Source organism: Rhodococcus sp. 06-418-5, from assembly GCF_002258285.1.
In the GTDB taxonomy this organism is placed as follows: domain Bacteria; phylum Actinomycetota; class Actinomycetes; order Mycobacteriales; family Mycobacteriaceae; genus Rhodococcoides.
Genome location: NZ_NOYE01000009.1, coordinates 373,814 through 394,108, shown reverse-complemented (window position 1 = coordinate 394,108; position 20,295 = coordinate 373,814). Strand labels below are relative to the sequence as shown.

Genomic DNA, 20,295 nt, shown 5'->3' with positions numbered 1-20,295 from the left:
CCTCCGCTATGGCCGGTCACAGTGCCCCGCAGTATCACCACAGCCCGTGTGTCACATGTCCCTGGACATCTCGTGTCTCATATGTCTCCGGACTCAACACGTAGCCCACTACGAACTTCTGCTCACATGGGGCGAAGCCGCTCTACGCACTGTGGCGGCCGGAGCGCCGGGTCTTGCGGGTAGGTACCGCGGCCCGGCGCTCTGCTCGGTTCGAGGTTCCCACGACGGTGATCGGCCGCGCCAACAGCACAGCGATCGCTGTGGTCAGCGGAACCGACAACGCCAGCGCCACACCGCCCACCGCGGACCGAACGATCTCGATGGCCACCGAATCGCCGGTGAGTACGTCCTGGATGGACCGGTCGGCGACGCTGAAGAGCAGCAGCAGCGGCAGCGCGCCACCGGCATAGGCGAGCACGAGCGTGTAGACCGTGCTGGCGATGTGGTCACGCCCCACCCGCATCGTGGCGGTGAAGATCTCGCGCCGCGACGCCGTCTCGTCCACCGAGGCGAGCTCGAAGGCGGCCGAGGCCTGCGTGATCGTCACGTCGTTGAGCACTCCGAGCGAGCCGATGATGAAGCCTGCCAACAGCAGGCCGGTGACGCTGACGTTGCCGATGTACGTCTGTACGGCGGTGTTCTGTTCCTCGGACAACCCGGTCAGGTGGGTCATACGGATGGCGATGTAGGACAGCACCGCCGCCACCGCCATGGAGGTCAGAGTGCCCAGCAGCGCCGAGCTGGTGCGCAGATTCACCCCGTGCGCCAGATACAGCACGGCGTAGAGGATCACCGCCCCGGCGACGAGGGCGACCGGAATGGCGGGTGCACCGTCGAGCAGGGCGGGCAGCATGAACACCACCAGCACGGCGAACGCGATGAGCAGCCCGACCAGTGCACGGAATCCCCGCCAGCGCGCGACGACGCAGATGACCACGGCGAACACGCCGACGATCAGCGCCAGCGGCAGTCCGCGGGAGTAGTCGTTGAAGGAGTAGCGGACTCCACCGGCGGGGTCGGTCTGTACGACCAGCCGGATGTCCTCACCGGCGCTCAGGCTCGGTTGGCCGGGCCCGGGCGCGATCTCGAGTACCGTGCGCTTGCCTGCGTCGGCACCGGTGGTGATGTCGACGATGCTGCGCTGACATTCGTACGAGTCGTTGACCGCAGGCGTCGGGTCGCCGGTGAACGCCCGGCCTGCGTCGGGACTTCCGCACGGCCCGATGCTCTGCGAGGTGATGGTGCCTGCCTCGGTGGACACCGCGCCACCGCCTGCGGTCTGGAACGGCAGCGGGATGTCGATGCTCTGCTGGCTGGGCCACAGAGCGACGGCCCCGCCGATCACGGCGATGGCTATGGCGACCAGCAGTCCGACGACCACCTTGGCCGCCACCGGTCCCAACGGCACCGGTGAGTCGCTGTGGCCGTGACCGTGACCATGACCCACATGAGATCCGAGGCTCGGTTTACTGCCGTCGGAAGGACTGCCGTGTGATTCCACGGTGTCAGGCTAGTGGCCGATGCGAGGAGCTCGGTGGCGGGGAGCAGGGGGGGGCGTCCCCCGCCACCACCTGACCGACCCGGGGGGGAGGGGTACGACCAGGGCTCGCGGGCACCGAAGTGCCGTCCGCCAATGTACAGATCATTCGTCGTTCAGGCGGGATCGCCCCGATGTTTTGTGCATCACTTTCAACTACTTTTCGGTAACTTCGTGTCTCACTGCTTGTACGACGCGAGGAAATTGCCGAACCTCTCGATTGCCACGGCCAGATCTCGTGCCCACGGCAGCGTGACGATGCGCACGTGATCGTGGCCGGGCCAGTTGAATCCGGTGCCCTGAACCACCAGGATCTTCTCCTGCAGCAGCAGATCCTGGACGAGCTTCTCGTCGTCGTAGATCTCGTGGACTTCGGGATCGAGTCGCGGGAACGCATAGAGTGCACCCCGCGGTTTGACGCACGAGACGCCGTGGATCGCGTTGAGCTTCTCCCACGCGACGTCGCGCTGCTCGAGCAGTCGGCCGCCGGGCAGGATCAGATCCTCGATACTCTGATATCCGCCGAGTGCGACCTGAATGGCATGTTGCGCAGGCACATTGGGGCACAGTCGCGTCGACGCGAGGAGGTCGATGCCCTCGATGAAACCTGCGGCGTGGGCCTTCGGTCCGGTGATCGCCAGCCATCCGGCGCGGTACCCGGCCACCCGATACGCCTTGGACAGGCCGTTGTACGTCAGGCACAGCAGGTCGGGAGCCAGGCTCGCCAGCGAGGTGTGCTCTGCGTCGTCGTAGAGGATCCGGTCGTAGATCTCGTCGGCGAGCAACAGCAGCTGGTGCTTGCGCGCCAGATCGACGAGGCCTTGCAGTACCTCTTTCGAGTACACCGCGCCGGTCGGATTGTTCGGGTTGATCACCAGCAGTGCGACGGTCTTCGGGGTGATCTTGGACTCGATGTCCGCCAGATCGGGATTCCACCCGTTCTCCTCGTCGCACATGTAGTGCACGGCCTTGCCACCGGACAGCGTCGTCATCGCCGTCCACAGCGGGTAGTCCGGGGCCGGGATCAAGACCTCGTCACCGTCGTCGAGCAACGCCTGCATCGTCATCGTGATGAGCTCGGAGACTCCGTTGCCCAGATAGATGTCGTCGACGTCGAGCTCGGGGAAACCCGGTTCGAGCTCGTAGCGCGTCACGATGGCCCGTCGCGCCGACAGGATGCCCTTGGACTCCGAGTACCCCTGGGCCACCGGCAGCGCCGCGATCATGTCCCGAACGATCACGTCGGGGGCCTCGAATCCGAACGGTGCCGGATTGCCGATGTTGAGCTTGAGGATGCGATGCCCCTCGGCCTCGAGCCGGGCGGCATGGGCGTGTACCGGTCCGCGGATCTCGTACAGCACGTTCTGCAGCTTGGTCGATTGCTGCAACGTGCGATAACGCGGCTGGGAGTGGATCTGCGGAGTGGTCACCCGTCACATCGTGCCAGGTGGGCGGTATCGGTTTCCACGAGGTTGTTTCGCGCGGGGTTGTTCGAGCGCGTTGTCGGTGCCGGGTGGAACAATCTCGTTCCATGTGCGGACGGTATGCCAGTACCCGGAGTGACAGCGACCTGCAGGCGGTGTTCGACATCGCCGAGACCGTCGGTGCGGAGGTGCCACCGTCGTACAACGTGGCCCCCACGCAGACGGTGCGGACAGTGCTCGAACGGTCGCCGAAGGACGAACCCGAGGCCGACGCCGTGCGGCAACTGCGGTCGGCGCGGTGGGGCCTGATTCCGTCGTGGGCAAAGGACGCGAAAATCGGTTCCCGACTGATCAACGCCAGATCCGAGACCATCACCGAGAAGCCGTCGTTCAAGAAGGCGGCAAGCCGTCGGCGATGCATCGTCCCTGCCGACGGGTACTACGAGTGGGAGAAGCGCGACGGAGCGAAGGTGCCGTACTTCTTGCACCAGGACGGCGTGCTCGCGATGGCCGGGTTGTACGAGCTGTGGCGAGACCCCACCAAGGCCGAGGACGACGAAGCACGTTGGGTCTGGTCGGTCACCGTGCTCACCTCGCCTGCCGCCGACGCGCTCGGCCACATCCACGATCGCTCGCCCGTCGTGCTCCCGCCGGATCTGCGCGCGAGTTGGCTCGACCCTGCGGTGACGGACCTCGGTGACGTGCGAGACCTGTTGGCCGCGATCCCGGAACCACGGCTCGAGCCCTACGAGGTGAGTACCGCGGTGAACAGCGTGAAGAACAACAGCCCGGAGCTCTTGACGCCGGTGTAGGGGTGGCTCAGCCGAGTCGCAACCGGCAGATGTCGGCGATCGCGGCCCGTTCGTCCGGCGTCAGCTCCTCGGCGACCGGCGAATCCAGTATGCGACGCAGTCGCTGGAAGTAGGTACGCGCGTCGACGCCGAATGCCACGTAGATGTCCTCGTCGCTGCCACCGCCGTACCCACGCCAGGTTCGGCCGAATGTCAGAATCTCGTGGTCCACCGAATGGGTAGTGGTCCGGCGCATGGTGTTCCCCCTCGTATTACTTGCCTCCCATCATCCGGGTCACGGTTGAAGAGCCGGTGAACACTGCGTTACGTGCGCGTCAGTTCACTAGGGTGGTCGGGGTGACCGCACTCGCCTTCGGATCCTGGCCCTCGCCCATCACCGCAGCAGATCTGTCCTCGGCGGGCCACCCCGTCGAGGGTGGTTGCTTCGTCGGCAGCGAGATCTGGTGGTCGGAACTGCGGCCCGCCGAGCAGGGCAGGACGGCCATCTGCCGCTATGTCGACGGCGAAGTGCAGCCCATTCTGCCCGCACCGTTCAACGCCCGCACCCGCGTCCACGAATACGGCGGGGGAGCCTGGACCGCGACGGCAGACGGAGACCTGGTGTTCGCCGAGTTCTCCGATCAACGCGTCTACCGACTCACCCCCGGCGGGGCACCGGTACCGCTGACTCCGAAACCTGCTGTGGCGTCGGCCATTCGGTACGGCGATCTCTCGGTGGTCGGCACCGACGTGATCGCAGTTCGTGAGATGCACGACGCAGGCGCGGTGTCACGAGACATCGTGGCCATCGATCTCGGCGGCGGTGGGGTGCGTTCGCTGGTGGCGGGCTCGGACTTCCTTGCGTTCCCGAGACTCTCGCCCGACGGCACCCGCATTGCCTGGATCGCCTGGAACCATCCGCAGATGCCCTGGGACGGAACCGAATTGCGCGTGGCTTCGCTGGCCGATCCGTCGTCCTGGACGGTGCTGCTCGGTTCGACCGAGGAATCGGTGATGCAGCCGGAATGGATCGACGACGAATCGCTGTACGTCATCAGCGATCGAAGTGGTTGGTGGAACCTGTATTCGGTCACGCTCGACGGTTCGGTGACTCCGCTGGTGACGCTCGACGCCGACTTCGGGGCTCCGCTGTGGCGGTTGGGGTCGATCTGGTATTCGGTGCTGGACGACGGGAAGCTGCTCACCGTGCGCACCGTCGGCACCGACACGTTGGCGGTGCTCGATCCTGCCTCCGGGGCACTGGAGGACATCACGCTCGACGGTGTGACCTCGGTGGGGCTCGGTGGGCGCGCCGGGTCGACGGTGCTCCTCAAGTGCGGTGGAGCCAGGGTGGCAGCGGGGTTGTTCGCCCTCGACCTGGAATCCGGCGAATTGACCTCGGTACGTTCGGGTTTCGAATCCGTACCCGACAGCGCATACCTGCCCGAGGGACGTCAGGTGACATTCCAGGGGCCAAACCGTGAGGTGCACGCCATCACCTACGCGCCGCGCAACCCGTCGTACGAGGGCTTGGACGGTGAACTGCCGCCGTACGTCGCGTTCGTTCACGGCGGCCCGACAGCGCACGTCGCCCCTGCTCTGAACCCGTTGTTCGCCTACTTCACCAGCCGCGGCATCGGCGTCGTCGATGTGAACTACGGCGGGTCGAGTGGATACGGCCGCGAATACCGCAACCGGCTGCGCGGGCAGTGGGGAGTGGTCGACGTCGAAGACACCATCGCCGCGGTGCAGGGTCTGGCCGACAGCGGGCTCGCCGACCCACGCCGGTTGGCCATCGAAGGCGGGTCCGCAGGGGGTTGGACGGTGTTGGCCGCGCTGACGTCTTCCGACGTGTTCGCTTGCGGTGCATCGTACTTCGGCGTCGCCGAGCTGGAGCTGTTCGTCGCCGAGACCCACGACTTCGAGTCCCGCTACATCGACGGGCTCATCGGACCTCTGCCCGAGGCAATCGACCTGTACCGCACCCGCGCGCCGGTCAACAACGTCGACGGACTGTCCTGCCCGGTGCTGTTGTTGCAGGGGCTCGACGATCCGATCGTGCCGCCGTCGCAGGCCGAGCGGTTCCGAGATGCCATGGTGAAGAAGGGAATTCCGCACGCCTACCTGGCCTATGCGGGCGAGTCGCACGGATTCCGCAAACTGGAAACGCAGGTGAACGCGCGGGAATCAGAACTGTCCTTCTACGGCCAGGTGATGGGCTTCACTCCGCCCGGAATCCCGGAGCTGCAGTTGTGGCGTCCCGCTAGCTGAGTGGTGGGTGCGCGCGCTTCGCTTCCAGAAATTCGAGGAGCGCGCTGGGGATGGCGCAGTACTTGCTGTTGCCCTCGGACAACCTGCTGCCCACCTCGAACGCTGCCTTGGACGGGCCGTCGTTCTCGAGGATGAGGGCACAGAGGCGCTCGTCGGTGCGGCCGGACTCGCAGCACTGCTCGACGTGTGCTCGGTCGTCGGGGGTCAACGCCGTCCACCACTCGTCGTAGCGGCGAAAGAGCTTGTCCGCGTCGTCGGTCATGCCTGCTCCCTACTTGTCGGTACGCCTTCGGGTCCGACCATACTCACGGTGTCCGATTCGGGCACTTTCGAGGGGGGTGCTCGGCAACCTCACACCGCTTGTGCAGGGTGCGCGCCCCTGTTTCGACGCGACGAGGGGCGCGCGGTCGATAGAAGGGTCGCTCGGTTGCCCAGGTTGCCCAGGTTGCCTACGTTGCCTCGTGCGGCTCTGTCGGCAGCGTCGCGGATCATCCGATCGACGAGCTCGGGGTGATCGAGATCCGACCAGGCGATGCGCACCATCTGGCGGCCGGTTGCGCGAATGCGATCCTCGCGACGCTTCTCGTCCCACAACACATCGGCCGCAGACTTCCCTTCGGGCACGTAGCGTCCGTACTTAACCTTGCCGTCGAATTCGACAACGGTCTCGAGGTCGGGCAGATCGAAATCCACGCGCCCGACGAAACCGCGGGAGTCCGTGATCGGCACCCGCAGCTGCGGTGTGTAGCCCAGCTGATGCAGCACTACTCGGGCACGTGACTCCCCGACACTCTCGGACCGGCCGTCCATGAATTCCGCGACTCGGCGCGCCATCCGGTTGCCTGGATGGTTCGGACATGAATCCAGCGCTGCGACAACATCTTCGGAGGTGATCCCGCGGGTTCTCGCAGCGAAGTCCGCGATGCAGACGGCCGTCTCGAACGGAAGCGTGCGAGCGCAATCGGCAACCGTGCGCGCCGGACCGGTGACACGCACACCGCCGAGGTCGACGATCTCTTCGTCGGTGTACGGCGAGGTGTGCACTGCTCGAACGGCACTGCTACGACCGCCGCCCCGGGCACGATTGCGGGTGATGTGCACCCGGCTCAGGTCGGCATTCCACACGTCGAGACCATGGAATATCGCTGCGCTCACATGGCTGACCACGGCATCGGGAGCGATGGTCGCGTCGAACACCGCCTCGGCGATGACCCGATGCTTGTCTTCCCTGGGCAGTGCGTCGAATTCGTCTCTGCTGACGAACCGTCCTGGACGGAGTCGACGCCACGCTCGCGTTCGGCAGTAGCGCTGCAACTCTGCGTCGGAAATGCCGCGGGAGAGTGCGTCGGATCGCGAGACGATGCGGGTCATGAACGAATGCTCTCGGGCGCAATCGCTTTCGACAACCCCCACTCGGCAGATTGTGGATAACCGGTGTGCCTGTGGATAACTCGTAGGAGTGGACCTCACACCCTTACTGACGACTGCGCGCCCCTGCTCTGAGGTGAGCAAGGGCGCGCAGTCGGTGAAAAGGGTGTGAAGTTACTTCCGGCGACCCGGAACCTTTGCCCCCGGAGCGAATCCGAGTCCACCGGCCTTCGGCTTGGGCGGAGTGCGATCGTCGGATTCACCCGCTGCGTCCGACGCCTCGGCCTTCGGTGCCTCTGCTGCCGGTGCCTCGGCCTCCGGTGCCTCTGGTGCCGGTGCCTCGGCCTTCGGTGCCTCGGCCTTCGGTGCCTCGGGTGCAGCGGCTTCCTCGGTCGGCTCGGCCTTCTCGGGCTCTGCAGTCTTCGGCTCGACGGGTGTCGCGGCGGCCGCACCGGGCGTGCGTGCGCCCGGCTTCTTGAATCCGGACTTCACGGCCAGGCCCTTGGGCTGGACGGTCGGCTTGGATTCGGTTGCGGCCTCGGTGGCGGATGCCGCCGACGCCGTCGCCTCGGCAGTAGGAGCCTCGGACTCGGGAGCCTCAGCAGCAGGCGCTTCGGCAGCAGGCTTACCCGGTGCCTTGGCGCCCGGCTTCTTGAATCCGGATTTCACGGCCAGACCCTTGGGCTGGACGGTCGGCTTGGATTCGGTTGCAGCCTCGGTGGCGGGTGCCTCCGACGCCGTGGCCTCGGCAGTAGGGGCTTCGGCAGGCTTACCCGGTGCCTTGGCGCCCGGCTTCTTGAAGCCCGACTTCACGGCCAGACCCTTGGGCTTGACCGACGGAGTCGACTCCGAGGTCTCTGCGGTGGCAGGTGCTTCGGCCGCCGCGGGAGTCTCGGCAGGTGCAGGTGCAGCCGCCTTCGCGCCGGGTGCCTTGCCCTTCATCTGCAGGCCCTTGCCGCCGGGTGCCTTGCCGCCGGCCATGCCGAGACCCTTGGGCTTGGCGGCGGGTTCTGCGTCGGCACTGTCGGCCGGTGCAGCGGAACCGGGTGCCTTGGCTCCCGGAGCCTTGGCCAGACCCTTCATCTTCAGTCCGCCGGCCTTGGGAGCCGGAGCTGCCGGAGCGGACTTCGCCTCGGCCGGTTCCTCGACGGGTGCGATCCGCTCGGCCTCTTCGACCTCGGCGGCATTCTCCGTTGCCAGCTCCTCCTGAGGAGTGCGCTCGCGGGGGATGACCTTGATGTTCTCGGCCAGCACCGAGGACTCGACGCGGGTGATCGACTCGAGCATCAACTGTGCGACGTCGACGACCTCGACGCCCTCGTGTGCGCCGCCTTCCTGACGTGCGGTGACACCGTCGGTGAGCATGACGCGGCAGAACGGGCAACCCGTGGCGATCTTCTTGGGGTTGGTCGCCAGTGCCTCGTCGACCCGGTCGATGTTGATGCGCTTGCCGATGTTCTCTTCCATCCACATGCGTGCGCCACCGGCACCACAGCACATGGACCGCTCACCGTGACGCGGCATCTCCTTGAGGTTGGAGCCCGACGCCGCCATGAGCTCACGCGGGGCGTCGTACACCTTGTTGTGACGGCCCAGGTAGCACGGGTCGTGGTAGGTGATGTCCTGGCTGACCGAGGCCACCGGGATCAGCTTCTTCTGCCGCACGAGTCGGTTGAGCAGCTGGGTGTGGTGGACCACCTCGTAGTCGCCGCCGACCTGCGGGTACTCGTTGCCGAGTGCGTTGAAGCAGTGGGCGCAGGTGACGACGATCTTGCGCTTGTTCTGCTCGACACCCTCGAAGACGTTGTTCAGCGTCTCGATGTTCTGCATGGCGAGCTGCTGGAACAGGAATTCGTTGCCTGCGCGGCGAGCGGAGTCACCGGTGCAGGTCTCGTCGGCACCGAGCACCAGGAACTTCACGCCTGCGGTGGCGAGCAGCTCGGCGACGGCCTTGGTGGTCTTCTTCGCGCGGTCCTCGTAGGCACCGGCGCAGCCGACCCAGAAGAGGTACTCGTAGTCCTGGAACGAATCGGCGTCCTGGCCGAAGACCGGGATGTCGAAGTCCATCTCGTTGATCCAGTTGAGCCGGTCCTTGGAGTTCTGGCCCCACGGGTTGCCCTTGTTCTCGAGGTTCTTGAACAGACCTGCGAGCTCGGACGGGAACTCCGATTCGATCAGCACCTGGTAGCGGCGCATGTCGATGATGTGGTCGACGTGCTCGATGTCCACCGGGCACTGCTCGACGCACGCACCGCAGGTGGTGCAGCTCCACAGCACCTCGGGATCGATGATGCCGCCCTCGATGGCGTCGGCGACGAGCTTGCGATCGGCTTCGTCACGAGCGTTCTGCGGGATGGCGTCGAGCGCCTTCTGATCGACGTTGCCCTCGGCGTCGACGAGTCCGACCTCGTCGCCGGCCATGTCCTTCTTGCCGCCGGCCAGCAGGTACGGGGCCTTGGCGTGGCTGTGGTCGCGCAGCGACATGATCAGCAGCTTGGGGGAGAGGGGCTTGCCGGTGTTCCAAGCGGGGCACTGCGACTGGCAGCGGCCGCACTCGGTGCACGTGGTGAAGTCGAGCCAGCCCTTCCAGCTGAAGTCCTCGATCTTGCCTGCGCCGAACGCGTCGACGTCGGGGTCGGCCTCTTCCATCTCGAGGACCTTGCCGCCGGACATCATCGGCTTGGCCGGCCCGAGTGCGACGGTGCCGTCGTCCATGCGCTTGAAGTAGATGTTGGGGAACGCGGTGAAGCGGTGCCACGCGACACCCCAGTTGATGCGCGAGCCGACGATGTAGAGCCAGATCATGCCGGACATCAGCTTGATGAAGGCGAACACCGAGACCATGTTCGAGTTGGCCGGCAGGAGCTCGGCCAAGCGCATCGTGAAGAAGTCGGTGTACGGGTTCGAGTGTCCGTAGGTGGCGATCTTGCCCGCCTTGACGAACACCATGCCCAGGCCCTCGATGAGCACGACGGCCTCGACGAAGTAGGCGGCCTTGAACCCGGAGCCGGCGAAGCGCGACTGACGCTCGGGCTTACGCGGGTGGTTGAGCTGGCGAATGATGATCAGCGTGGTGATGCCGATGACGGTGCCGAGTCCGAGCAGCTCGTCGATGAGGTGGTAGGCCGCGGTGTCACCGACAATGGGCCAGTGGAACTCGGGGTTGAACGTCTGGCCGTAGGCCTCGAACCAGACGATGGCACCGAGCATGAAGCCGATCATGACCAGCCAGTGTGCCCAGCCGACGGTGCGGAACTTGACCATCTTGGTGTGAGCCAGGAACTCGACGACCATCTGCTTGAAGCGAGGGACTATCGGTCGCCAGCGGTCGGGTGCCGGCTGGCCCAGTCGCACGATGTTGAACATCCGCAGGCCCCCGCGAATGAAGACGTACCAACACACGAGGCTGAGCAGAGCACCGACTGTGCCCAACGTGATCGTCAGGGCGTTCATGTCGCGGCCTTTCGCTAAAGGTGGCAGCTGGAGGGCTACCGCGGGTTCAGCCCGTCGAGCTGGATTCCGGTCTATGTTACTCGCCAGTAGTAATTCCGCTGTACTGATGGGTAACTTAGCATCGCCGGGTGAAGCGATGCTGGTTGGTGCGCAAATGAGGCCGTCCGACGGGTGGGCTGAACTCGTCAGTAGGTTGTCTCGCAGATCACCGTATGCGTATGCCGTCGAGGTGTTCTCGCAAAGGCAGTCCTTACTTGGCGGGGAGTCGCCGTATCGGTATCCAGCGGAAACCGACGCCGAGTACTGGTTGCGCTCCAGTCTCGGGGGCTACGACAGATTGCAGCGACTTCGATGGAGTTCACGTATGCCGATGCTGCACAGGCGGCGAATCCGACTGTGACAGTGAACAAGTGGTGGAGGTCGGGGCGGTTTCAGAAGGACAACGATCGGTCCGATTTGTACGCTACAATTTCGAGCGCACCACAAGTCTCAGACGCGTCATCGGGGTGACTTTGCGTTTGACGGTTGCCTAGCGGAACTGCCAAGCACCCACTGCACAGAAACGGAACTGAACTCCACATGAAACTTCGCAAACTGGCCGTCACATCGGCCCTCGTCGCAGTCGCGATGGGCCTGGCCAGCGGAACCGCGTACGCGCAGCCCGCCGAGGAAACAGCCCCCGGTGACACCAACTACACCGTCGACCTCGAAGATCGCACGATCGTCACCACCATCGATGCAGGCGTCTTCAAGGTCGCCGACGACGGCAAGACGGTCGACGTCCTCGACGCCGCCGACAACACCCTCGTGACGCTTCCGCTCTCGTTCAACCTCGGCGGACTCAACTTCCCCTACGAGCAGAACGTCGACGACAACGGCAAGACCCTGCGTCTGGTTCCGAACCTCGACTTCACGAAGGCATCGGCCAACTCGCGCAGCATCGGCGCGACGACCGTCGCCTCGCCCGAGGAGAACCTCAAGGCGCAGCAGAACTTCTCGTCGCAGCTCGGTATCGCGACCGCGATCGGTGGCTTCACGGGTACAGCCATCGGTGCTGTTGTCGGTGGACTCGGTTTCCTGGGCGGACCCGTCGGCTTGGCGTCGGTACCGCTCGGTGCAACGGTGGGCGGCATCGCGGGCACGATCATCGCCGGCGGTCCCACTCTCGTCGTTGCCGGTATCGACCTGATCAACACGCTGAACGCGGCACCGGGCACCACGGTCTGGGCCAAGTAGCCTTCAGCCCATACGCCGAGCAGGGCCCGCACTCTCACCGAGAGTGCGGGCCCTGTTTCTTTCGAATCCGTCAGGCTCCGTGGATGGTGGCGAGCGAGATGGCCTCGACGACGATGGTGTAGGCGTAGCCGAAGAGTGTGAATCCGACGGACAGCAGTTCGGTCATGGAAGGTTCCGCCTCAGCAGTCGAACGGGTGCACTGTTCGAGCGCGCCAATGCGCCTCGCAGCGATGGACTCGTCGGATCATACGGAGCGCGGGTGTGTTTGTCCGGGTGGACGCCTACGAGGTTCGGATGGTCAGACCGGGGTTCTCTGCGAGTACGTCGTTGATGGGGGTGGCGAACAGCTCGGGTCGCTGACCCTGCAGCATGCTGACGACGGTCGCGATCTCGCAGGAGGGCTGGTCTCCCACGTTCGACGCATTGGCGATTCCGACGGCGAGGGTGCCGCTGACGACGGGGCCGCCGCTGTCGCCGCGTAGCGCGCAGATCGAGGTGGAGAAACTGCGGTCCAGGACGTTGTCTCCCAGTGCCACCTGCAGGCCGGTGGAAAGAATTGTGCCGCAACTGAATCCGGTTCTGGATCCGGACTTGCAGACCGGCGCACCCACGATCGGGTCGACCGTGCCGGTGACATGCAGCGGGTCCGCTCCGGGGACTCGCACTGCGTTGCTCTCGAATTCGGCGACGTTTGCGTCGTCGATGTCGATCAAGGCGTAGTCGTTGCGCGACTGGCTCGTTCGGTAGAACGTTCCGAATTTCGAGCCCACGAGACTGCCGTACATCGGGTACGCGCCCGTCAGTGCTGCGGAGCCGGTATCGGTGGTGCTCGGATTGCAGTGGCCTGCAGTGATGTTGACCGATCCGCGCGTCGTGTCGACGGCATTGAACCCGAGCGAGCAACGTTGCCCGAGGCCGGCCGGTGTGCCCGCGAGAAAGCTGTCGCCGCCGAGATACGAACTCGCACGGATCGGGCCTGCCGTCGGTGACGGATCGAAGTGGAGTAGGTCCCACAGCGGCCGGACGGCATCGAACATGGCCTGGGGGATCACGAGGGGCGAGGCATCGATCTCGAAGCCGTTGGCGGACGCGGCATCTGCCACGTCGGCGCGGGTAGGTCCGTCCGCCACCGCGACGACGGGGCGTCCGTCGGCGTCCAGCCACGCGCTCGCGACCCCGTCGGAACCGACCGTATCGGTGAAGTCGGCCAGTCGACGTGCCGCGTCGGCCCGATCGAGGAATTGTTGCGGAGTCAGGCCGAGGTCACGGGCCACGGCGTCGGCCAGCGCGGGAGGCAATGGTGGTTCTGCGCTCGCGGTCGGTGCGAACACCGCCATCGTCGCCAGAATCGGAACCGCGACGAACGACAGCCGGAAAGCTCGGCGACGCATAGAAACCTCTCCCCCGGGCATCTGGTGATGTGATGCCGTTCACCCTGGAGTACGACTATAGGCGGTGGAGGGCTCCCGAAGTACCCGACTCAGTCGGTTCGCAGCGTGGCTCCGGTTGCGCGCGTGACCTGATCGATGGGAATGCCCAGGCTGGCGGTGCCGCCGTACTGTGCCAGCGCGAGGTTCGCCTCGTTGCAGTCGGGTGCGCCGCCGCTGTTGGATCCGCTGGTGATGCCGAGGGCGAGTGTCCCGGTCACGATGGCTCCACCGCTGTCGCCTGCGAGAGTGCATGCGGTGCTGGCGAATCCGCGTACGGTGCGGGACGTGCCGTCCTCCATGTAGAGCTGCGTCTCGACGCGATCGGCCGCAACCACTCCACAGGTGAACGACGACGACTGCCCGGACTTGCAGACCGGTGCGCCGATGACCGGTGATGCTGTTCCGGTGACGGTGACGGTGCTGCCGTTCGCGCCACGGACGGTGGGGCGGTCGAGTCCGGACGCGATGCCGGTGTCGTTCAACGCGATGACCGACCAGTCGAGGCCGTCCTCCGCGCCCAGACTCGACCGATCGAACGACCCGATCTGCGTGCTGCGTGCGATATCGGCCGGATCGGGAAGATAGACCGGTGCGCCGCCGGATCCGGTGGCCTTGTCGGGATTGCAGTGGCCTGCGCTGAGATTGACGGCGGCACCGGAGGGGGCGACGGCGTTGAAGCCGAACGAGCAGATGCTGATGTCGGTGGCCGGAGCGTCGGCGATGGGTCCGGAGGTGGTGACGTAGGTGTCGCCGCCCATCGGAGTCGGGTCGACCGGCTTGTTTCCGCCGGGAGAGAGAATGACCTTGATGTTCGCCAGCAGTGTCGGCAGATTCAGTGCGCTGCCGATCGGGCTGTTCACCAGGTCGATGACGATCTGATTGTCGATGAAGTCGATGGCGGTGCCGTTGATCTGCTCCGAGATCTCGCGGGGGAGGCCCGCGATCCAACTGTTGAGATCGGCCAGCGACTTCTCGAGCCCGTCTGCCGACACGGGCGACTGCGCGGTGGCGTATCCGTCCTTGGCGACGGCCTGTGCCGCGGCAGGCGAGGTGACGGCGACGACGGCATTGCCGTCGGGCCCGATCCAGGCACCGGCGAAGTCGGCGGGACGGCTGGCCCGGAAGTCCGATGCGTATGCGGACAGTTCCTGCGCGCGAGCAGCACGATCGAGGTACTCCTGCGGGGAGATCTTCAGATCTCGCTGCACGGCCTCGACGAGCTCGCGGGGAAGCTGATCGGCGGGTGACTGGACGACGGGGTCCGCTGCTGCCGTCCCGGAGAACGAAGCGAGAAGAACGAAAGCCGTCGAACACAGCACTGCGGCACGCAGCGCCCCGGTGTTACGCATGAAATCCCTTCATCGGGTGCTTGGCATCAGCGACCCACCCTAGGGCATCGGGCGCAGAATCAGTGTTCGTGCAGGTCAGGGGTTGGGGACCGGGTCGGTCGTGGTCGTCACCGGAGCCGAGGTCGTGGTGGTGGTCGTAGTCGTGGTGGTGACCGGGGTTGTCGTCACCGGAGTCGTGGTGACCACCGGTGTCGTGGTGGGGACCACCGTCGTCGGCGCGGGCACCGGCGCAGGCGGCGGGGCAGGCTGGGGAGAAGGCGCGGGCGGGACGTACGGCTCGTACGTCGGCTCGTCGATCACTTCCGGAACGACGACGGGCTCGACGGGGCTCGAGGTGGTGGTCGACGGCGTGCGAGTCGAGGTGACGATCGGCGAGCCGGCATCGGTGACTGTCGGAGGCGTCGCGGCGGGGCCGGAGCCGAACACTCCGCTCACTGCCGCGATGGCGAGCACGATGACCACGCCTGCCGCTGCGCCGGCCACGATGGTGGCGATCGTTCGGGAGCGCTCGCTGCGTTCCTTCTTCGCCCCTGCCGATGCGTCGACAACCGGGGTGGCGGGAACGTAACCGGTGGTCGCGGCGTTCTCGTCGACCGGAACGATCGGCTCGGATCGAAATTCCGAATGGTCGAACACCGGAGCGACCGCGGGAATGGCCTCGGAGAAGGCGAGCGACGGTTCCGGCGCGACGACCGGGATGGCGTCGGTGTCGAGGGACTCCGTGCCGTCGTTACGGGTGACGATCGGCGCGGCACCGGTCACCAGCGAGTTGCCGTCGACGTCCTCGACCTCGGCGAGTACCAGTGCGCCGCGGGTCGCAGCGAGCGGCTCGACGAGTACTCGGCCCGACGAGCGTTCACCGAGGTGCGTCGCGACCGACGGGAGTGAGGCGCTGGCACCGGTGAGTATCACGGTGCCGGTCCCCGGTACGTCGAGACGGTGAAGCAACGGCGCGACGAGGTCCGCGAACTCGGCTCGTGTCACCGTCGTGGACTGCGAGACACCGGGAAGTTCGACGGAGATCGTGGCGGTCTCGGCCGTGCTCAGGGTCTGCTTGGCCGCCTCGCACGAGGCGACGACGCCGGCAAGGGCAGCCAGCACTGCCGCGTCGGACAGGTCGATGTGCTCGCGATCGGTCACCACGTGATCGAAGAGTGCGTCGGTGAAGGCGTCTCCGCCTACGCCGGAGACACGGACGGTCCCACCTCCGGGATAGGTGGAGATGTCGGTGCCGGTGGCTCCGATGTCGACCACCGTGACCGCAGCCGAAGAGCTCGGCTGCGCGAACGCGCTCGAGGCTTTGGCGTCGGGCACCAGGGCAACGTCGGCGAGGCCGGTGTGATCGAGGGCGTCGCGCAGCAGGGCGACGGCGGCCCGAGTCCACCGCATCGGGTACGTCATGGTCGTGACGGGCATGTCGCCGACCACGCCGTCCTTCGCCGACACCATCGTCACGAGGCAATTGGCGGCGTTGGCCATCAGGTCCTCGGCGCGGTAGGCGTCGGCGTCGGGCTCGAGATCCTCCTGCTGACCGACCAGATCGACGAACCGGGTGAACGGGGCCGTGTCGGCCGATTCACCGAGGTGGGCGCGGCCGTCCTCGTCGAAGCGCAGGGTCGTCGGCAGGACGACGATCGTCGGTTCGTCCTCCACCGATGCGCGGTAGGCCGCGACGGACCTGGTGTTGCCCACGGTGATTCCGAGGTGACCGGTACCGCTCATCGAGTGTCCCCTGTCGATCGGTCGTTCGGCTCTCGGTCGGAGGGTGTGCCGCCGCGGGCCGCCGGAACCTGCTCGGATGCAGTCTGCTCGGTGTCCTGGCCGGATTCGGGAGTCTCGGTGGGCGGATCGGTCGGCTCCTCGACCGGCAGTTCCGGCTCGACCGGTTCGACGAAGATCGGAGGCTTTTCGGGGGTGGTGTCCTCGGGTGCCTCGTTCGCCGGGCGTGTCGAGATCTCGGTCTCGGTCGGCTCGCGCCGCGGGAGGTCGGAGGTTTCGGTCGGAGTCGTCTCCTCCGCGAACGTGGTGGTCGCGGGCAGCGGAACGACGGGAGCGATCTCAGCGGCAGGCTCGAGAACGACGGTGGGGAAGTCGATCGGGCCACCCGATCCGGAGCCGATCGAGGATGTCGGCGGCACCACCTGGGCATTGTCGATGGTGGGGACCGCGGTATCGGTGGACGTACCGAGTTGCAGTGCGAGTAGTGCGGCACCGACGGTCAACGCAGCAGCGAACGCCGCCGCAGCGAAGAGTGGGCGACGGTCGGATCCGGTCGGGGAGACCACCGCGAACCGCTCGGTGACGGCATCGACGGGGAATCGAGCAGCCAGAATCGCAGCACCGCGGGCGGCGGCGACGCCGGAGTCCTTCTTCTGCAGGGTCTGCAGGACCGACGCGTTCCACGCGGCGAGCGCCTCGGCCTCGGGCACCAGCGAGACGTGGGCGAGGCCGTGTGCGTTCATCGCCGAACGCAGAGCGAACACCTGCTCGGCCGTCCAGCGGGCAGGGTAGGTCGCGGCCGCCGCCAGATCGCGCGGCTGCAGATCGATCGACGACGCCACCTCGGTGAGCAGGCACAGCAGGGCCATCGACGTCAGCTGCTCGGCAGGCAGAACAGTGCCCTTGCTGCCGCTGACACCCACGCCGTCGGCGAGGGTGTCGAGAAAATGTGTGTAGGCCTCGGACTCGTCGTCGGTCGCATCTCCGAGCGAGACGGTGCCGTCGGGATGAGTGTTGAGCACGGTCGCGTGCAGTGACGCCAGGTGCAGCGAGGGTCCGGGCGCAATCGGATGGGACACGGCGGCGACGGCGCGCTCGTCGTCCAGGTAGAGGCCGACATCCGGTGCGCCGACACTCGCACTGCCGGGCTGCTCGGTCATGGCGCTGCTACCTGTTCTCGACTCGGGGAGTGGTGCTCGGTCGTTATGTCGCTCCCGGTCCCCGCACAGTTACAGGGCCGACGCCCACGCTGGTCGAGGCCCCGTAGCCCATGGCGCGCAGCATCGAGATCAGCTCCGACCGCGACTGGGCACCGAGCCTGCGCCGAATGCGGGCCACATGATGCTCGACGGTCTTCGGGGAGATGTAGAGCCGGCTGCCGACCTCGCGATAGGTGACTCCGAGGACGAGCAGTTCGGCGACCTCGGCCTCGCGTTCGCTCAGCGAGCCCGTCGGCTGCGGCGTCGACCGCGGGTTGTCGCGCCCGGTCGAGCTGGGTTGGCGCAACGACCTGGCGATGTGCAGCAGCGACGTCGCCGTCGCAGTATCGGTGACGGTCAGGGCGGCCTCGCTCGCCAGTCGGGCTCCGTCCCATGGCAGCCCGAAGGCGGTGAGGGTGCGCGCGGAGGTCTCCACCTCGGTTGCGTCGGGTCTGCCCTGCAACACCCCGAGCCATGCGCGACCGGCAGCGGCGAGAGCGGCGCTGTACGGGTGAGTCGGAGCGGCAGCGGCCAGGGCCTTGGCGTGCGGCACCAACGCATCGGGAGTCTGGGCCACGATGGCCGCCTGCACCTGGTACCAATGCAGCGCCGACGCCCAGACGGGCGGATCGCCGAGCGCTGCGAGCAGATCGGTTGCCTGCGACACCAGATGTTCGACGCGGTCCACCTGGCCGAGTCGTGTTGCGGCCAGTAGCAACTCGCCCAGGGGCAGCAGCGCGAACAGGTCTGTGGAGTACTCGGCGATCACGCTCTGCGCCTGGGTCCATGCCGTGATCAGTGACCCCGAGTCACCGGACCTACGAGCCAGACCCACCCGAATCGCGTGCAGAAACAACTGATTGCGCACGTGCGACACCGGAATCCGCAGTGCCTCGATCGCGGCACCGGCATCGGCGGTCTCTCCCCGCAGCATCGACGCCCAGGCCCCGACGAGGCTCAGCCTGGTGTGCGCCTCGGAACCAGGACGATGTTCGTCGAGTGCCCGCGTCACGATGGAATCCACCCGGGGCAGATCGCCGCAGTGCACCGCGTGCAAGGCCGACACGGCAGCGGCAGTATCCGGTGTGCACGAGCGATCGGAAGCATTGCCCGTCAACGTCATTGCCCGCATCAGTGCATTCGCACTCGCACTCGACGCCGCTGCGTTTCGCGAATCGATCGACCCGATCACTCCGGTGACGAGCAGGCTGCCCGACGCGGTACTCGACGTCGGCGCGAGAGCGGCCACGGCAGCCATGGAACGGTCGGCGGCGCTGCGATCACCGGCTGCCGCGGCGGACAGGGCAGCCCACACGGCGTCGGGTCCGAGTCGGTCCTCGCCGAGCCACGCGAACAACTGCGCACTGCGCGAGGACATTCCGCGTTGCGCCGCAATCGACGCCGACACTCGCACCGCGGTCCGCAGATCCGCCGCATCGCACCCCGCGGCACCGTCGAGAATCGCATCGGCGAATCTCGCCGCCTCGTCCAGATCCCCGGTGGCCGCCGCGACCTCGGACCGTCTCGCAGCCAGCATCATCGAATCGAACCCTGCCTCGACGGCCGCGCCGTACAGGGCACCGGCGGCATCGACGGGAGCCGAATCCGCCTGCTGAACAAGATAATCGGCGAGACCGGCATGAACGACGCCGCGCTCCGCCAACGCACGGGCCGCGGTGGCGTCGAGCAGGCGGGATCGGGTGGCGACCTCGGTGATCGACGAGAGCAGGACGCGGCAGCGCCCGTCTCCGATCATCTCGATCAGCGGGGCCTCGGCGGACGGAATCAACGTGCCCGTGGTGTCGAGCATGCCGGAGCTGCAGGCCAGATCGACGATCGACTCGACATCGGTCGCACGCGGCACGATCTGCGCGGCCGATGCCGGGTCCGGTGTGACGCCGAACCGAGCTGCGAGCAGCAGTGCCCGTGTGTCGTCGGTGGTCTCGATCAGCATCCGACGGTGTTGTTCGGCAATCGATTCGGCGACCACGCGAAGCGGAGCCGGATCGGAACGGTCCCCGCCGAGCGCACCGAGGGCCGCGTCGACAGCGGCGAGAACTCCGCCGGTCGCCTTGGCGACGGCAGCGGCGAGCGACGCCGAGATCGGCCGGACGGTTGCTGCAGCCCTGGCCGCGATGGCCACCTTGTCCAGCGGAACCAGTGTCAATCGGTTGGAGCCGGCGGACGCGATCAGCTTCTCGATGCGTGAATCGAAACTGCGCGGCGCGGTGGCGACGATCAGAGTGATATCGGATCGGGTTGCAGCCGCTGCGATCTCGTCGAGACGCTGCTCGGACAGCAGGTGCGCATCATCGACGAGAATCGTCGAGCCGGACGGCGCGTCGGCGATGGTGCCCGCGTACACGTCCGTCGACGCCGCAACGGACTCGAGAACCGCGGATCGGCCGGAGCCGCTCACTCCGACTACGACATGAAATCCGTTGGCTACGAGAGCATCACGGACGAAACGATCGGCACGCTCGACGCCGACAAGTCCGGAACGCGTACTGGTCACGAT

Annotated in this window: 14 protein-coding genes; 3 read left to right on the top strand and 11 right to left on the bottom strand. The window is 66.5% G+C overall.

Annotated elements, in window-relative coordinates:
- Positions 1 to 142: 142 nt before the first annotated feature.
- Both CH274_RS05630 and CH274_RS05625 read right to left on the bottom strand, forming a co-directional pair.
- Positions 143 to 1,501 (bottom strand): YibE/F family protein, encoded by a 1,359-nt coding sequence (locus CH274_RS05630; RefSeq protein WP_094656828.1) that lies wholly within the window; start codon positions 1,499 to 1,501, stop codon positions 143 to 145.
- A 215-nt stretch (positions 1,502 to 1,716) separates the two neighbouring features.
- On the bottom strand, positions 1,717 to 2,967 hold the full coding sequence (locus CH274_RS05625; protein ID WP_094656829.1) for a pyridoxal phosphate-dependent aminotransferase: 1,251 nt from the start codon (positions 2,965 to 2,967) through the stop codon (positions 1,717 to 1,719).
- A gap of 101 nt (positions 2,968 to 3,068) precedes the next feature.
- Between CH274_RS05625 and CH274_RS05620 the strand changes: the two genes are divergently transcribed.
- Positions 3,069 to 3,773, top strand: coding sequence for an SOS response-associated peptidase (locus tag CH274_RS05620; RefSeq protein WP_094656933.1), 705 nt, complete (start codon positions 3,069 to 3,071; stop codon positions 3,771 to 3,773).
- 7 nt (positions 3,774 to 3,780) lie between these two features.
- On the opposite strand, the gene CH274_RS05615 is transcribed toward CH274_RS05620, so the two are convergent.
- On the bottom strand, positions 3,781 to 4,008 hold the full coding sequence (locus tag CH274_RS05615; protein WP_094656830.1) for a DUF3263 domain-containing protein: 228 nt from the start codon (positions 4,006 to 4,008) through the stop codon (positions 3,781 to 3,783).
- 101 nt (positions 4,009 to 4,109) lie between these two features.
- Here CH274_RS05615 and CH274_RS05610 point away from each other — a divergent pair, with 101 nt between their 5' ends.
- The gene (locus CH274_RS05610) at positions 4,110 to 6,023 is read left to right on the top strand and encodes a dipeptidyl-peptidase 5 (protein WP_094656934.1); all 1,914 of its coding nucleotides are present in this window, start codon (positions 4,110 to 4,112) and stop codon (positions 6,021 to 6,023) included.
- Here CH274_RS05610 and CH274_RS05605 read toward each other — a convergent pair.
- The 3 genes from CH274_RS05605 to CH274_RS05595 all read right to left on the bottom strand — a co-directional run bounded on the left by CH274_RS05605 (position 6,016) and on the right by CH274_RS05595 (position 10,844).
- On the bottom strand, positions 6,016 to 6,285 hold the full coding sequence (locus CH274_RS05605; protein ID WP_032396085.1) for a hypothetical protein: 270 nt from the start codon (positions 6,283 to 6,285) through the stop codon (positions 6,016 to 6,018). The genes CH274_RS05610 and CH274_RS05605 overlap by 8 nt on opposite strands.
- An 89-nt stretch (positions 6,286 to 6,374) precedes the next feature.
- Positions 6,375 to 7,394, bottom strand: coding sequence for a type IV toxin-antitoxin system AbiEi family antitoxin domain-containing protein (locus CH274_RS05600; protein ID WP_256993477.1), 1,020 nt, complete (start codon positions 7,392 to 7,394; stop codon positions 6,375 to 6,377).
- A gap of 171 nt (positions 7,395 to 7,565) precedes the next feature.
- Positions 7,566 to 10,844: a (Fe-S)-binding protein gene (locus tag CH274_RS05595; protein ID WP_094656831.1), complete on the bottom strand. Its 3,279-nt coding sequence runs from the start codon at positions 10,842 to 10,844 to the stop codon at positions 7,566 to 7,568.
- Positions 10,845 to 11,423: 579 nt separating this feature from the next.
- On the opposite strand from CH274_RS05595, the gene CH274_RS05590 reads away from it, so the two are divergent.
- Complete coding sequence (locus CH274_RS05590) at positions 11,424 to 12,080, top strand: hypothetical protein (RefSeq protein WP_032396083.1); 657 nt, start codon at positions 11,424 to 11,426, stop codon at positions 12,078 to 12,080.
- Between the two features lie 281 nt (positions 12,081 to 12,361).
- Here the strand turns inward: CH274_RS05590 and CH274_RS05585 are convergent, their stop codons facing one another.
- From CH274_RS05585 to CH274_RS05565, 5 genes are all read right to left on the bottom strand, one after another.
- Positions 12,362 to 13,471, bottom strand: coding sequence for a S1 family peptidase (locus tag CH274_RS05585; protein ID WP_094656832.1), 1,110 nt, complete (start codon positions 13,469 to 13,471; stop codon positions 12,362 to 12,364).
- 89 nt (positions 13,472 to 13,560) lie between these two features.
- Positions 13,561 to 14,859 carry a S1 family peptidase gene (locus tag CH274_RS05580; protein WP_179275635.1) on the bottom strand — a complete coding sequence of 433 codons (1,299 nt, stop codon included), beginning with the start codon at positions 14,857 to 14,859 and terminating at the stop codon, positions 13,561 to 13,563.
- Between the two features lie 75 nt (positions 14,860 to 14,934).
- Positions 14,935 to 16,581 (bottom strand): Hsp70 family protein, encoded by a 1,647-nt coding sequence (locus CH274_RS05575; protein ID WP_094656833.1) that lies wholly within the window; start codon positions 16,579 to 16,581, stop codon positions 14,935 to 14,937.
- Positions 16,578 to 17,738: a hypothetical protein gene (locus CH274_RS05570; RefSeq protein WP_094656834.1), complete on the bottom strand. Its 1,161-nt coding sequence runs from the start codon at positions 17,736 to 17,738 to the stop codon at positions 16,578 to 16,580. Before CH274_RS05570 ends, CH274_RS05575 begins: the two co-directional genes overlap by 4 nt.
- A gap of 43 nt (positions 17,739 to 17,781) precedes the next feature.
- Entirely contained in the window at positions 17,782 to 20,292 is a 2,511-nt protein-coding gene (locus CH274_RS05565; RefSeq protein WP_094656835.1) for a helix-turn-helix transcriptional regulator, read from the bottom strand.
- Between the last annotated feature and the right edge of the window lie 3 nt (positions 20,293 to 20,295).

Excerpts from the sequence above, each read along its gene's own strand:
- CH274_RS05620 (WP_094656933.1), top strand. The coding sequence starts at position 3,069 with ATGTGCGGACGGTATGCCAGTACCCGGAGTGACAGCGACCTGCAGGCG.
- CH274_RS05615 (WP_094656830.1), bottom strand. The coding sequence starts at position 4,008 with ATGCGCCGGACCACTACCCATTCGGTGGACCACGAGATTCTGACATTC.
- CH274_RS05605 (WP_032396085.1), bottom strand. The coding sequence starts at position 6,285 with ATGACCGACGACGCGGACAAGCTCTTTCGCCGCTACGACGAGTGGTGG.
- CH274_RS05600 (WP_256993477.1), bottom strand. The coding sequence starts at position 7,394 with ATGACCCGCATCGTCTCGCGATCCGACGCACTCTCCCGCGGCATTTCC.
- CH274_RS05595 (WP_094656831.1), bottom strand. The coding sequence starts at position 10,844 with ATGAACGCCCTGACGATCACGTTGGGCACAGTCGGTGCTCTGCTCAGC.
- CH274_RS05590 (WP_032396083.1), top strand. The coding sequence starts at position 11,424 with ATGAAACTTCGCAAACTGGCCGTCACATCGGCCCTCGTCGCAGTCGCG.
- CH274_RS05585 (WP_094656832.1), bottom strand. The coding sequence starts at position 13,471 with ATGCGTCGCCGAGCTTTCCGGCTGTCGTTCGTCGCGGTTCCGATTCTG.
- CH274_RS05580 (WP_179275635.1), bottom strand. The coding sequence starts at position 14,859 with ATGCGTAACACCGGGGCGCTGCGTGCCGCAGTGCTGTGTTCGACGGCT.
- CH274_RS05575 (WP_094656833.1), bottom strand. The coding sequence starts at position 16,581 with ATGAGCGGTACCGGTCACCTCGGAATCACCGTGGGCAACACCAGGTCC.
- CH274_RS05570 (WP_094656834.1), bottom strand. The coding sequence starts at position 17,738 with ATGACCGAGCAGCCCGGCAGTGCGAGTGTCGGCGCACCGGATGTCGGC.